Genomic DNA, 13,499 nt, shown 5'->3' with positions numbered 1-13,499 from the left:
ATATGCGTCCCATGCGGGCCGATGCGCGGCGCAATTACGAGCGGCTGCTGAGCGAGGCCCGTACGGCCTTCACCGAGCACGGCACGGACACCTCGCTGGAGGACATCGCGCGCCGTGCCGGGGTCGGCATCGGCACCCTCTACCGCCACTTCCCGAACCGGACGGCCCTGATGGGCGCGGTCTTCCAGGGCGAGGTGGACGCCCTGCTGGCGCAGGCCAGAGAGCTCGCGGACGCGCCGCAGCCGTGCGCCGCGCTGGTCGAATGGCTGCGCGCGATCATCACCCACGCCAGTACCTACCGCGGGCTGTCGCGCGCGCTGATGACGGCATCGGCGGACGACAGTTCGGGGATGGCGCGGTGCAGCGTGCCGATGCGGGAGGCCGGGGACGCGCTGCTGACCCGCGCCCAGCAGGCCGGAGCCGTACGCCCCGATGTGAGCATCAGCGATCTGATGCAGCTGACCAACGGCATCTCACTGGCCGTGGAGGAATCCCCGGACGACCCTCAGCTCGCCGACCGGCTGCTGACCCTCACCCTGAGCGGGCTGAAGGGCGGCGCGCGGAAGCCGTAGGGGGTGTGACGACGGCCCCGAGCCGGGGCGGCGCGCCCGGGCGGCGCGCCTCCGGCTCCTGGGGTCAGCGCCGTCGCGGGGCGAGGTCGGCGACCCGGCCGCCCGAGGCCTCGGACAGGGGTGCGGCCGAGCGGAGCTGCGCTCCGCCGCCCCCGCCGCCCGGCGCATGGCTGCGCCGCTGGCCCGGCAGCGGGACGTCCCGCCGGGGGCCTCTGCGGTCCCCGGCACCCCCCTCCATCCCGGGCTGCCCCGGACCGCGGCCCGTGGCCGAACCGCCGGCGACGGCGATCTGCACGCCCTGATCGGCCAGCGCCTGCAGCTCCGTGGCGGCGCGGTCGTCGTGGCCCGGCGGCTCGTCCGTGACGAGTCGCGTGATCACATCCGTGGGCACGGTCTGGAACATCGTGTCGGACCCCAGCTTGGTGTGGTCGGCGAGCACCACCACCTCCCCCGCCGCCTGCACCAGCGCCCGGTCGACGCTGGCGGAGAGCATGTTGGAGGTGGACAGGCCGCGCTCGGCGGTCAGGCCACTGCCCGACAGGAAGGCGCGGGACACCCGCAGGCCCTGGAGGGACTGCTCGGCACCGCTGCCGACCAGCGCGTAGTTGGAGCCGCGCAGGGTGCCGCCGGTCATCACGACCTCGACGCGGTTGGCATGGGCCAACGCCTGGGCGACCAGCAGCGAGTTGGTGACGACGGTCAGACCGGGAACCCGGGCGAGCCGGCGGGCCAGCTCCTGGGTGGTCGTTCCGGCGCCGACGACGATGGCCTCGCCCTCTTCGACGAAGCCGGCCGCGAGATCGGCGATGGCCGTCTTCTCCGCGGTCGCTAGATGGGACTTCTGTGGGAATCCGGATTCGCGAGTAAAGCCTCCCGGCAGGACCGCACCGCCGTGGCGGCGGTCGAGCAGCCCTTCTGCCTCCAGCGCCCGCACGTCCCGCCGTACGGTTACTTCGGAGGTCTGGACGACGCGGGCGAGCTCCCGGAGCGATACGGCTCCATTGGCGCGCACCATTTCAAGGATCAATTGGCGACGTTCTGCAGCGAACACGAAACTGACAGTAACGCCAACGACCGTCTGTTTTCAGCAGGTTGCACCAATTAACGGAAGTTCTGCGCATCGCGGAGCGTGACGTGGTATGCGGTGTGCATATGTCGTGCGGATGCCGAACGGCCGCGCGGCGCGACCCGCTTGTCGCCTGGTCAGCCGCCGTACGGGGCCCCCGCGACGCCGGTCCGGCGGGCCGGAGCGGTCCCCGGCCGACGCAGGGACGTTTCATCCGCAGTGCTCAGCGGTGGCACAAACATTTCAATCGCCCGACCGCCGCCGTCCGTTTATCACCCCGATCGCCCCCTTGCCGGTCTACTCGCCGGCCGCCTTGCGGATGTGCAGCTGACGGGCGACCTCGGCGAGCGAACCGGACAGCGAGGGGTAGACCGTGAACGTGTTGGCGATCTGCTCGACGGTCAGATTGTTGTCGACCGCGATCGAGATGGGGTGGATCAGCTCACTGGCGCGCGGGGAGACGACCACACCACCGACGACGATGCCGGTGCCGGGGCGGCAGAAAAGCTTCACGAAGCCGTCGCGGATGCCCTGCATCTTGGCGCGCGGGTTGCGCAGCAGCGGGAGCTTCACGACCCGGGCGTCGATCTTGCCACTGTCGACGTCGGCCTGGGAGTAGCCGACGGTGGCGATCTCCGGGTCGGTGAAGACGTTCGCGGAGACGGTCTTGAGGTTCAGCGGCGTGACCGCGTCACCGAGGAAGTGGTACATCGCGATCCGGCCCTGCATCGCGGCGACCGACGCCAGCGCGAAGATGCCGGTGCAGTCACCCGCCGCGTACACCCCCGGGGCGGTGGTGCGGGAGACCTTGTCGGTCCAGACGTGGCCGGACTCCTTGAGCTTGACGCCGGCCGCTTCCAGCCCGATGCCCTCGGTGTTGGGGATGGAGCCGACCGCCATCAGGCAGTGCGTACCGGAGATCGTGCGGCCGTCGGACAGGGTGACCTCGACGCGGTCCCCGACCCGTTTGGCGGACTGGGCGCGCGAGCGCGACATGACGTTCATGCCGCGGCGGCGGAAGACGTCCTCCAGGACGGCGGCCGCGTCCGGGTCCTCGCCCGGCAGCACGCGGTCACGGGAGGAGACGAGGGTGACGCGGGAGCCGAGCGCCTGGTAGGCGCCGGCGAACTCGGCACCGGTGACACCGGAACCGACCACGATCAGCTCTTCGGGCAGCTCGTCGAGGTCGTAGACCTGCGTCCAGTTCAGGATCCGCTCGCCGTCGGGGAGCGCGTCGGGGATCTCGCGGGGGTGCGCGCCGGTGGCGATCAGCACCGCGTCCGCGATCAGGCCCTCGGTCGTGCCGTCGGCGGCGGTGACCGTCACCTTGCGGGAGCCGTCCGGCGCCTGGCCCGGCTCCAGCCGGCCGCGGCCGCGCATGACCCGGCCGCCGGCGCGGGTGACGGAGGCGGTGATGTCGTGCGACTGGGCGAGCGCGAGGCGCTTGACCCGTCGGTTGACCTTGCCGAGGTCGACGCCGACGACCCGGGCGGGCCGGTCCTGGTACGGGGTGTCGTCCTCGACGATGATGCCGAGCTCTTCGTACGACGAATCGAAGGTGGTCATCACCTCGGCCGTGGCGATAAGAGTCTTCGACGGCACGCAGTCGGTCAGCACCGACGCCCCGCCCAGACCGTCGCAGTCGACGACGGTCACCTCCGCGCCGAGAGAGGCGGCCACCAGGGCCGCTTCGTATCCGCCGGGTCCGCCACCGATGATCACGATCCGAGTCACGTACTCCATTGTCCCGCACACCCGTGCGCCGCTCTCCCCCGGGGGCGGGCTGCCGTCCCCGGGGGCGGCCGGGGCGCGCCCGGCCAGGCCTCTTGTGCGAACCTCCGGTACCACGGGCCCGACGGTCAACCTCCCGTACCCTCGGAACCATGTCGCTCTACGCCGCGTACGCCGGCAACCTCGACGCGCGGCTGATGTCCCGCCGCGCACCGCACTCGCCGCTGCGCGGCACCGGCTGGCTGGACGGCTGGCGGCTCACCTTCGGCGGCGAGCAGATGGGCTGGGAGGGCGCGCTGGCGACGGTCGTCGAATCCCCCGGCTCCCAGCTCTTCGTCGCGCTCTACGACATCGCGCCCATGGACGAGGAGTCCATGGACCGCTGGGAGGGCGTGGGCATGGACATCTACCGCCGGATGCGGGTGCGGGTGCACACCCTCGACGGCGACGAGACGGCGTGGATCTACGTCCTCAACGGCTATGAGGGCGGTCTGCCGTCCGCCCGCTACCTGGGCGAGATCGCGGACGCCGCGGAGTCGGCGGGCGCGCCGCACGACTATGTGATGGAGCTGCGCAAGCGGCCCTGCTGACGGGCGGCCGCGCCGGGCGCACCACCGGGCGCGCCCCGCACGCACCGCCGTACGGGTGCCGCGACGCGCCCGGGACGACATGTTCGGCAAAACCCACAAGACGACGATCTCAGGACCGTGAGCAGCGACATCTACGCGCGTAGGGGAATACCGGCTACCCTCGTCCGCGTGAACGCAACTGTTACCCCGGACATCGCCCGTGACCCGCAGGGCGCCGCCGCCGACGCCGCCGCCCGCCTGCGCCAGCTGACCGGCGCCGAGACCCATGACGTCGCCCTGGTGATGGGCTCCGGCTGGGCGCCGGCCGCCGAGGCCCTGGGCGCGCCCGAGCACGAATTCCCCGTCACCGAGCTGCCCGGCTTCCCCGCCCCGGCGGTCGCCGGACACGGCGGCAAGATCCGCTCCTACCGGATCGGCGACAAGCGGGCGCTGGTCTTCCTGGGCCGTACGCACTACTACGAGGGCCGTGGCGTCGCCTCGGTCGCGCACGGCGTCCGTACCGCCGCCGCGGCCGGCTGCAAGACCATCGTGCTCACCAACGGGTGCGGCGGTCTGCGCGACGGCATGCGCCCCGGCCAGCCGGTCCTCATCAGCGACCACCTCAACCTGACCGCCACCTCCCCGATCGCCGGCGCGAACTTCGTCGACCTGACGGACCTGTACTCGCCGCGGCTGCGCGCGCTGTGCAAGGAGGTCGACCCGAGCCTGGAGGAGGGCGTCTACGCCCAGTTCCCCGGCCCGCACTACGAGACCCCGGCCGAGATCAAGATGATCCGGACGCTGGGCGCCGACCTGGTCGGGATGTCCACGGTCCTGGAGGCCATCGCGGCGCGCGAGGCCGGCGCCGAGGTGCTCGGGCTGTCGCTGGTGACGAACCTCGCCGCCGGCATGACGGGCGAACCGCTCAACCACGAAGAGGTGCTGCAGGCCGGCCGCGACTCCGCGACCCGGATGGGCAGCCTGCTCGCCCAGGTGCTCGGCAAGCTCTGAGGCGCCCAGGCGCTCCGGCGCCGGCCCCAGGGCGATGACGGGCGACGGCCACGGCGGGTGCGCGACACCCGCCGGGCCGCCCCGCCGCCGGCACCACCGCACCGGCGCCCGGCCGCCGGCCGGCCCGCCCTCCGTGCGGCGCCGCCGTCCCCCGCACGCCGCCGTCCCCCGCACGCTGCCATCCAGCGGCATTGGCCGGTTCTGCGGCTCACCTCCCGCGCTGGGCGGGTATGCGTGACGAGCCGGGCGGGGTCCTCCCCCGGCAGCTGCCCCCAGCGCGCCCCCACCCGTATTCACCGTCAGGAGCATCACGTGGCTACCGATCCCGCGGAGCTGATCAACCGGGCCCAGGCATGGCTGGCCGAGGACCCCGACCCGGAGACCCGCGAGGAGCTGTCCAAGCTCATCGAGGCCGCCGCCGGCGACGACCTGATCGCGGCCGAGCTGGCCGCGCGGTTCGCCGGCACCCTCCAGTTCGGCACCGCCGGGCTGCGCGGGGAGCTGGGCGCGGGCCCGATGCGGATGAACCGCTCCGTGGTCATCCGGGCGGCGGCCGGTCTCGCCGCGTACCTCAAGGCGCAGGGCGACGGCGCCGGGCTGGTCGTGATCGGCTACGACGCCCGCCACAAGAGTGCCGACTTCGCCCGCGACACGGCGGCCGTGATGGTCGGCGCGGGCCTGCGCGCCGCGGTGCTGCCGCGCCCGCTGCCCACCCCGGTCCTGGCCTTCGCGATAAGGCACCTGGGCGCGGTCGCGGGTGTCGAGGTCACCGCCAGCCACAACCCGCCGCGCGACAACGGCTACAAGGTCTACCTGGGCGACGGTTCACAGATCGTGCCGCCCGCGGACGGCGCGATCGCCGACCGGATCGCCGCGGTCGGCCCGCTGGCCGGCGTGCCGCGCCCCGAGGCCGGCTGGGAAACCCTCGACGAGGCGGTCCTGAACGCCTATCTGGCGCGTACGGACGCGGTGCTGACGCCCGGCTCCCCCCGGGACACCAAGGTCGTCTACACCCCGATGCACGGCGTCGGCCGGGACACCCTCGTCGCCGCCTTCGCCCGCGCCGGCTTCCCGGCCCCGGTGGTCGTCGCGGAACAGGCCGAGCCGGACCCGGACTTCCCGACCGTCGCCTTCCCCAACCCGGAGGAGCCGGGCGCGATGGACCTCGCGTTCGCCACCGCCCGCGACCGGGCCGCGGACGCCGACATCGTGATCGCCAACGACCCCGACGCGGACCGCTGCGCCGTCGCCGTCCCCGACCCCGCTGCCTCGGACGGCTGGCGGATGCTGCGCGGCGACGAGGTCGGTGCGCTGCTCGCCGCCCATCTGGTGAGCAAGCGCGCGTCCGGCACCTTCGCGACGACCATCGTCTCCTCGCAGCTGATGTCCCGTATCGCGGCCGCCTCGTCGCTCCCGTACGAGGAGACGCTGACCGGCTTCAAGTGGCTGGCGCGGGTGGACGGCCTGCGGTACGCCTTCGAGGAGGCCCTTGGCTACTGCGTCGACCCGGAGGGCGTGCGCGACAAGGACGGCATCACCGCCGCGCTGCTGATCACCGAGCTGGCCGCGGAACTCAAGCAGACCGGGCGCACCCTCACCGACCTGCTCGACGACCTGGCGCTGGAATTCGGGCTGCACGCCACCGATCAGCTCTCGGTCCGCGTCGAGGACCTGTCGCTGATCGCCGGTGCCATGCGCACGCTGCGCGAGCAGCCGCCGGCCGCACTCGCGGGCCTGGCCGTGACCCGGGCCGACGACCTCAACCGGGGTACGGAGACGCTGCCGCCGACGGACGGTCTGCGCTACTACCTGTCCGGCTCACCGGAGGCCGGTATCGAGGGCGCCCGCGTGGTGGTCCGTCCCAGCGGCACCGAGCCCAAGCTCAAGTGCTATCTGGAGGTCGTGGTGCCGGTGGCCTCCCCCGAGGCGCTGCCCGAGGCCCGGACGAAGGCCGCCGCGGCGCTGGCGTCCCTGAAGCGGGACATGGCGGCGGCGGCCGGAATCTAAGGGGTTTTCCGGGGGGCCTTCCGGGTTTTCCGGGGGCCCCCGGGTTTCCGGGGCCCCCGGGGTTTTCTCAGGGGTTTGCCGAGGGGCGGGGCGACGGCGCGCCGTCGCTACAGCGCCACCATCACGGCCAGCCCGGCCGCGCCCACCACGATCGGCGCGATGACCGCGTACGCCCAGCGCACCACCGGCTCGCCCTGGGCGCTCTCGCGGCCCGCAGCGCGCTCCTGAACCTCACGCAGCTCCGCGAGTGCCTGGTCGGCCATGGCGAGTGGCACCGGGCCGTCGTCGCCGGCCCCCCACGCTCCGAACCTGGGGCCGGGCGTGGCGCCCCGCCGCGCCTGCCGGCCGGCCTTCTTCCGCTGCCGCAGCGAGACCGGGATCGCCCACAGCTGGTACGTCGTGCCGGAGCTGCTGACCGCCTCGGTCGAGAACGCCGCGCGCAGCGTCTCCACCGAGCCCCACGGCAGCGTGACCGTACGGAACGGATTGCGCACCGTCAGCCGGTCCTCGCCCGCCCGCACCAGCGGCCGCAGGGTGTAGGCGACCACCAGCGGCACGCCGAGGAGCAGCGCGAAGACCGCCATGAGCTTGGTGTGCGCGGCGCCCCGCAGCAGCGCGTCGCCGCCGAGCCAGCCGCCGAGCAGGAGGAGGAATACGCCGCCCACGAGGGCCGCGGGCGAGCGGTAGCTGCGCTCCGCGTACTGCTGCTGGGGCGGGGAGGACCGGTCCTGGCTCGTCATGCCGCCGATTCTGCCTGACCGTCCGGATGCCGGACATTGCGTTACGGCATCATTCGCGCGCATGCCGGGGAGCGCCCCGGGCCCCGGGTACGGCCGCGTCCGGCGCCGGTGACCTGGCATGCGGCGCCGCCGGCTGCCGCTCTCCCCGGCCCCGCCCGGCCGGATTCGGACAGCCGAAGGGGATGACATGGCGCTACGCGCGTAGATATGCTCACCTCGTGACCATGCCCATCACTGTTCCCGCATACGGCAAGGAAGCCGCGGGGCGTCTGGCGTCAATGGCGGACGTGACCGCCGACGACGGTGCGCTGCGCCGCTTCCTCCACGGCCTCCCCGGCGTCGACGCGGTCGGCCTCGAAGCCCGCGCCGCCGGCCTCGGCACCCGCTCGATCAAGACGACGGCGAAGGCGTACGCCATCGATCTCGCCATCTCGATGATCGACCTGACGACTCTCGAAGGCGCGGACACCCCGGGCAAGGTCCGGGCGCTGTGCGCCAAGGGCGTCCACCCGGACCCCACCGACCGCACCAGCCCCAAGGTCGCGGCGATCTGCGTCTACCCGGACATGGTCGCCACGGCCAAGGAAGCGCTCGCCCAGGCCGGCGGCCCCGACGTTCACGTGGCGTCCGTCGCCACCGCCTTCCCGGCCGGCCGCGCCGCGCTGCCGGTCAAGCTCGCCGACACCCGGGACGCGGTCGCGGCCGGCGCCGACGAGATCGACATGGTGATCGACCGGGGCGCCTTCCTCTCCGGCCGCTACATGGACGTCTTCGAGGAGATCAAGGCCGTCAAGGAGGCGTGCGCCCGCCCCGACGGGACGGCAGCGCACCTCAAGGTCATCTTCGAGACCGGCGAACTCCAGACGTACGACAACGTCCGCCGGGTCTCCTGGCTGGCGATGCTCGCGGGCGCCGACTTCATCAAGACCTCCACCGGCAAGGTCGCCGTCAACGCCACCCCGCCGGTCACCCTCCTGATGCTGGAGGCGGTCCGCGACTTCCACGCCACGACCGGTGTCCAGGTCGGGGTGAAGCCGGCCGGCGGCATCCGGACGACCAAGGACGCGATCAAGTACCTGGTCATGGTCAACGAAACCCTCGGCGAGCCCTGGCTGACCGCCGACTGGTTCCGCTTCGGCGCCTCCAGCCTCCTCAACGACCTGCTGATGCAGCGCCAGAAGCTCAGCTGTGGCCGCTACTCCGGCCCCGACTACGTCACGGTGGACTGAGGCTCCCATGACCTTCGATTACGCACCCGCACCCGAGTCCCGCGCGCTCGTCGACATCGCGCCGGCCTACGGCCTGTTCATCGACGGCGAGTTCGCCCCGGCCTGTGACGGCAAGGTCTTCAAGACCGTCTCCCCGTCGTCCGAGGAAGTCCTCTCCGAGGTCGCCCAGGCGAGCGCCGAGGACGTCGACCGCGCCGTGAAGGCCGCCCGCAAGGCCTTCGAGAAGTGGTCCGCGCTGCCCGGCGCCGAGCGGGCCAAGTACCTCTTCCGGATCGCCCGGATCATCCAGGAGCGCTCGCGCGAGCTGGCCGTGCTGGAGTCGCTGGACAACGGCAAGCCGATCCGCGAGTCCCGGGACGCCGACCTGCCGCTGGTCGCCGCGCACTTCTTCTACTACGCGGGCTGGGCCGACAAGCTCGACCACGCGGGGTACGGCCCGAACCCGCGCCCCCTGGGCGTCGCGGGCCAGGTCATCCCCTGGAACTTCCCCCTGCTGATGCTCGCGTGGAAGATCGCCCCGGCGCTGGCGACCGGCAACACGGTCGTCCTCAAGCCCGCCGAGACGACCCCGCTGTCCGCCTTGTTCTTCGCGGACATCTGCCGCCAGGCGGGCCTGCCCAAGGGCGTCGTCAACATCCTCACCGGCGACGGGTCCACGGGCGCCTCGCTGGTCGGGCACCCCGGCATCAACAAGGTGGCCTTCACCGGCTCCACCGAGGTCGGCAAGGCGATCGCCCGTACGGTCGCCGGCACCGACAAGAAGGTCACCCTCGAACTGGGCGGCAAGGCGGCCAACATCGTCTTCGACGACGCGCCGTTCGACCAGGCCGTCGAGGGCATCGTCAACGGCATCTTCTTCAACCAGGGCCACGTCTGCTGCGCGGGCTCGCGCCTGCTGGTCCAGGAGTCGGTGGCCGACGAGCTGCTGGACGCGCTCAAGCGCCGGATGCGGACCCTGCGCGTGGGCGACCCGCTCGACAAGAACACCGACATCGGCGCCATCAACTCCGCCGAGCAGCTGGCCCGGATCACCGCGCTGGCCGACGCGGGCGAGGCCGAGGGCGCCGAGCGCTGGTCGCCGTCCTGCGAACTCCCCGCCTCCGGTTACTGGTTCGCCCCGACGCTGTTCACCGGCGTCACCCAGGCGCATCGCATCGCCCGCGAGGAGATCTTCGGCCCGGTGCTGTCCGTGCTGACCTTCCGCACCCCCGCGGAGGCCGTGGAGAAGGCCAACAACACCCCGTACGGGCTCTCCGCCGGCATCTGGACGGAGAAGGGCTCGCGGATGCTGTGGATGGCGAACAAGCTGCGTGCGGGCATCGTCTGGTCCAACACGTTCAACAAGTTCGACCCGGCCTCGCCCTTCGGCGGCTACAAGGAGTCGGGCTACGGCCGCGAGGGCGGCCGGCACGGTCTGGAGGCGTACCTCGCCCCGTCGAGCCCGGAGGGCGCGCGCTGATGAACACTGTTGACCGCTTGAGTGTGCTCAAGACCTACAAGCTGTACGTCGGGGGCAAGTTCCCCCGGTCCGAGAGCGGGCGGGTGTACGAAGTGACCGACTCCAAGGGCGCATGGCTCGCCAACGCGCCGCTGGCCTCCCGCAAGGACGCCCGGGACGCGGTGGTCGCCGCCCGTAAGGCGTTCGGCGGCTGGTCGGGCGCCACGGCCTACAACCGCGGCCAGATCCTCTACCGCGTCGCCGAGATGCTGGAGGGCCGCCGCGACCAGTTCACCGCCGAGGTGGCCGCCGCCGAGGGCCTGTCCAAGGCGAAGGCGACGGCGCAGGTGGACGCGGCCATCGACCGCTGGGTCTGGTACGCGGGCTGGTCCGACAAGGTCGCCCAGATCGCCGGCGCCGCCAACCCCGTGGCCGGCCCGTACTTCAACCTCTCCGCCCCCGAGCCGACCGGTGTGGTCGCGGTCCTGGCCCCCCAGGACTCGTCGTTCCTCGGCCTGGTCTCGGTGATCGCCCCGGCGATCGTCACCGGCAACACCGTGGTCGTGGCGGCCGCCGAGGGCGCCCCGCTGCCCGCGCTCTCGCTGGCCGAGGTGCTCGCCACGTCCGATCTCCCGGGCGGTGTGATCAACATCCTCTCGGGCCGTACAGCGGAGCTGGGCGCTCCGCTCGCCGCCCACCAGGACGTCAATGCCCTCGATCTCGCAGGTGCCGGCGACGAGCTGGCGACGGAGCTGGAGAAGGCCGCGGCCGACAACCTCAAGCGGGTGCTCCGCCCGGGGACGGTGAACTGGACCGCCGACCCCGGCACCGGCCGCCTGCTGAGCTTCCTGGAGACGAAGACGGTGTGGCACCCGATGGGCGTTTAGGCCTGCTCGGGCGCTACGCCGGCCCGTTCCGGCGGTCTTACGGCGCACCGTCGCCAATGCCCTTGTGGGGCCCCGCTTTTGTGCGGGGCCCCACACTGCTGTCCGCATCTTTAACTACTATTGACCCGCCGCACGACGACGGCATCCCGGCCGGCATCCCGGTCGGCCGCCCGCCCGGCCGTCGCCCGGCAACCCCGCGATCCCGACGACCCGTTCGGCTGACCACCCCTGCCCCCACGAGAGGAACCGCGCCGGATGCGACCGGACTACCGCGGCTGTTTCCAGCCCTTTCTCCAGCCGGGGGAACGGCTGATCGTCGCCCTGGACCACTACGCGAACTCGGCGCTGCCCGCCGTCCCAGCCCAGCTGCGAACGCCGCATACCCCGCCCCCTCCGTCCGCGCTCGAACAGCGGGTACGGGGCGCGCTGGGGAGCGTGCTGGGCAAGGTGAGCCGTCCTCTGGAGGCCATGGGCGGCAGCCGCGTGGTCAACAACCCGTTGATCCGGACCGTGGACCGCGTCGGCGACCGGGTCGAGAATGCCGCGACCGGCCTGGAGCACTTCGCCGACCGGGCGGCCGAGCGGGCGATCTGGGGCACCGTCATGGACGGCGGCCGGCACAGCATGGCCGGGCGCTTCCTGGTCGATCTGACCAACGCGGGCGGCGACCCCGAGCGCCAGGCGCTGACCGACCGCCGGCTGATCCTGCTGGTGAACCACAGCACGAGCCGGCGGAACCCCGCCCCGCAGTGGGGCTTCGGCGTGGCGGTGCCCCGTACGCACCTCGCCCGGTTCACGGCGCATTCGAAGGTCATCAGCCGGGGGCGGTTCGATGTCACGTTCGTCGACGGCTCGTGGATCGCCCTGGGCAGCCTGTCGCGGGAGCGCATGGAGCGGTTCGTCGCGGTCTTCAACCAGGGCGTCTGAGCCCGTGAGCCAAGGAAGCTGACCACGTTGCCGAAGACCGACCACGCCACGCCCTGCCGCCGGTTCCTCCACCCCGGCGAGATCCTGTGGGAGGCCCGCGGGTACCAGGTGTACCCGAATCTCCCGTTCCTCCCCGCCCACCTGCGCGCCCCGCGAAAGCGGTCGGCGCCGCGCGGGAAGGGGCTCCTCGGGGCGCTGGGCGCCGTCCTCGACAAAGCGACGCAGCCCTCCGGCGGGGCGCCCGCCCCCAGCCGTCCGACCGGCGGCCGGCTGCTCGACAACGGGCTGGTCAACCACCGGCTGACGCGCGCCGCCGGAAACCTCGCGGAGAACCTGAACGAGGCCCAGGAGAACATCGAGGACGCCCTCGACGACGCCACCGAGCGGATGATCTACGGCAAGCCCATGGAGGGCAGCTGGACCAGCATGGCCGGCCGGTTCCTCGTCCAGGTCACCAACGCGGGTGGCTCGCCGCGACACCAGGCGCTCACCGACCGGCGGCTGTTCGTCCTGACGGACCAGGCCACCGGGTGGCGGGAGCGCGAGCCCGAGCTGGAAGTCGCCGCCCAGGTACAGCTCTCGAACATCGCGGAGCTGCGGCCCAGACCGCGCACGACGTTCCCCCGCGGCCGCTTCGATCTGGTCTTCGTCGACGGCTCATGGCTCGCGCTGTGCTGTTCACTCCAGGAGGACATGCAGGCGATGGTCACGGCCTTCCACGGGCGCTGACCGGGACCGGCACGACGGCGGGCGCGCACCGGCATGGCAGCGGGCGCAACCGGCCCCGCGGCGAACGCGGCCGGCACGGGCGGCGAACGCGGCCGGCACGGGCGGCGAACGCGGCCGTCGGCGCCCGCCGCCCGTGCCGTCCCTCAGCCCGGCAGCACCTTCGTCAACGGCCCCACCAGCGGCAGGTCCTTGAGCGCGCCGCCGTTCGCGAGCGCGCCGGTCAGCAGCGACGTGCTCAGCGGCTTGAAGTCGGCGATCTGGGTGCTGACGGTGTTGGCCAGTGGGTTGACGGGGGTGTTGGCCAGCGGGTTCACCGGGAGGTTCTTGACCGCGCCGAGGCCGGCCGCGGAGTTCAGCAGTGCGCCGGTCAGTGCCGAGGCGGTGGCGCCGGTGTCGGCGCTGCGTTCCGCGGCAGCGGGCGCGGCGGACGCCGTGGCCGCACCGCCCGCCGCGATCGCGGCACCGGCCGCGGAGATCACCAGTCCCGCCCGCAGCAACGTGCGCGGAATGCGGCTGGACTTGAGACGTGCATGGGAGGGCATGGGCACCTGCCTGGGGATTCGGAGGGGTCGAGGCGCTGCACGAGCGAGAGC

General features: G+C 72.7%; 13 protein-coding genes. 9 read left to right on the top strand and 4 right to left on the bottom strand.

The features are described from left to right. Positions 1-11: 11 nt before the first annotated feature. Entirely contained in the window at positions 12-572 is a 561-nt protein-coding gene (locus tag CFW40_RS22815; RefSeq protein ID WP_088802305.1) for a TetR/AcrR family transcriptional regulator, read from the top strand. A 64-nt stretch (positions 573-636) separates the two neighbouring features. Here CFW40_RS22815 and CFW40_RS22810 read toward each other — a convergent pair whose 3' ends face one another. Both CFW40_RS22810 and CFW40_RS22805 read right to left on the bottom strand, forming a co-directional pair. Further along, positions 637-1,623: a DeoR/GlpR family DNA-binding transcription regulator gene (locus tag CFW40_RS22810; protein WP_088799633.1), complete on the bottom strand. Its 987-nt coding sequence runs from the start codon at positions 1,621-1,623 to the stop codon at positions 637-639. A 312-nt stretch (positions 1,624-1,935) separates the two neighbouring features. Further along, positions 1,936-3,381: an NAD(P)H-quinone dehydrogenase gene (locus tag CFW40_RS22805; RefSeq protein ID WP_088799632.1), complete on the bottom strand. Its 1,446-nt coding sequence runs from the start codon at positions 3,379-3,381 to the stop codon at positions 1,936-1,938. 140 nt (positions 3,382-3,521) lie between these two features. Here CFW40_RS22805 and CFW40_RS22800 point away from each other — a divergent pair, with 140 nt between their 5' ends. The 3 genes from CFW40_RS22800 to CFW40_RS22790 all read left to right on the top strand — a co-directional run bounded on the left by CFW40_RS22800 (position 3,522) and on the right by CFW40_RS22790 (position 6,956). Next, complete coding sequence (locus CFW40_RS22800; RefSeq protein ID WP_088799631.1) at positions 3,522-3,959, top strand: gamma-glutamylcyclotransferase; 438 nt, start codon at positions 3,522-3,524, stop codon at positions 3,957-3,959. Between the two features lie 168 nt (positions 3,960-4,127). Further along, positions 4,128-4,949 (top strand): purine-nucleoside phosphorylase, encoded by an 822-nt coding sequence (locus tag CFW40_RS22795; protein WP_088799630.1) that lies wholly within the window; start codon positions 4,128-4,130, stop codon positions 4,947-4,949. Between the two features lie 312 nt (positions 4,950-5,261). Beyond that, positions 5,262-6,956, top strand: coding sequence for a phospho-sugar mutase (locus CFW40_RS22790; RefSeq protein ID WP_088799629.1), 1,695 nt, complete (start codon positions 5,262-5,264; stop codon positions 6,954-6,956). A gap of 107 nt (positions 6,957-7,063) precedes the next feature. Here CFW40_RS22790 and CFW40_RS22785 read toward each other — a convergent pair whose 3' ends face one another. Beyond that, positions 7,064-7,696 carry a PH domain-containing protein gene (locus CFW40_RS22785; RefSeq protein WP_088799628.1) on the bottom strand — a complete coding sequence of 211 codons (633 nt, stop codon included), beginning with the start codon at positions 7,694-7,696 and terminating at the stop codon, positions 7,064-7,066. Between the two features lie 224 nt (positions 7,697-7,920). Here CFW40_RS22785 and deoC point away from each other — a divergent pair, with 224 nt between their 5' ends. From deoC to CFW40_RS22760, 5 genes are all read left to right on the top strand, one after another. Continuing rightward, positions 7,921-8,925, top strand: a complete 1,005-nt coding sequence (deoC, locus tag CFW40_RS22780) for a deoxyribose-phosphate aldolase (RefSeq protein ID WP_176956663.1) — start codon at positions 7,921-7,923, stop codon at positions 8,923-8,925. Positions 8,926-8,932: 7 nt separating this feature from the next. Further along, positions 8,933-10,384, top strand: a complete 1,452-nt coding sequence (locus CFW40_RS22775) for an aldehyde dehydrogenase family protein (protein ID WP_088799626.1) — start codon at positions 8,933-8,935, stop codon at positions 10,382-10,384. Beyond that, positions 10,384-11,250: an aldehyde dehydrogenase gene (locus tag CFW40_RS22770; protein ID WP_088799625.1), complete on the top strand. Its 867-nt coding sequence runs from the start codon at positions 10,384-10,386 to the stop codon at positions 11,248-11,250. Before CFW40_RS22775 ends, CFW40_RS22770 begins: the two co-directional genes overlap by 1 nt. 255 nt (positions 11,251-11,505) lie before the next feature. Next, complete coding sequence (locus CFW40_RS22765) at positions 11,506-12,177, top strand: hypothetical protein (protein ID WP_088799624.1); 672 nt, start codon at positions 11,506-11,508, stop codon at positions 12,175-12,177. Between the two features lie 27 nt (positions 12,178-12,204). Beyond that, positions 12,205-12,906: a hypothetical protein gene (locus CFW40_RS22760; protein ID WP_088799623.1), complete on the top strand. Its 702-nt coding sequence runs from the start codon at positions 12,205-12,207 to the stop codon at positions 12,904-12,906. Positions 12,907-13,049: 143 nt separating this feature from the next. Here the strand turns inward: CFW40_RS22760 and CFW40_RS22755 are convergent, their stop codons facing one another. Then, positions 13,050-13,448, bottom strand: a complete 399-nt coding sequence (locus CFW40_RS22755; RefSeq protein ID WP_088799622.1) for a hypothetical protein — start codon at positions 13,446-13,448, stop codon at positions 13,050-13,052. Between the last annotated feature and the right edge of the window lie 51 nt (positions 13,449-13,499).

The organism is Streptomyces sp. 2114.4 (genome assembly GCF_900187385.1).
Taxonomy (GTDB): domain Bacteria; phylum Actinomycetota; class Actinomycetes; order Streptomycetales; family Streptomycetaceae; genus Streptomyces; species Streptomyces mooreae.
This window is presented reverse-complemented; position numbering and strand designations above follow the sequence as displayed.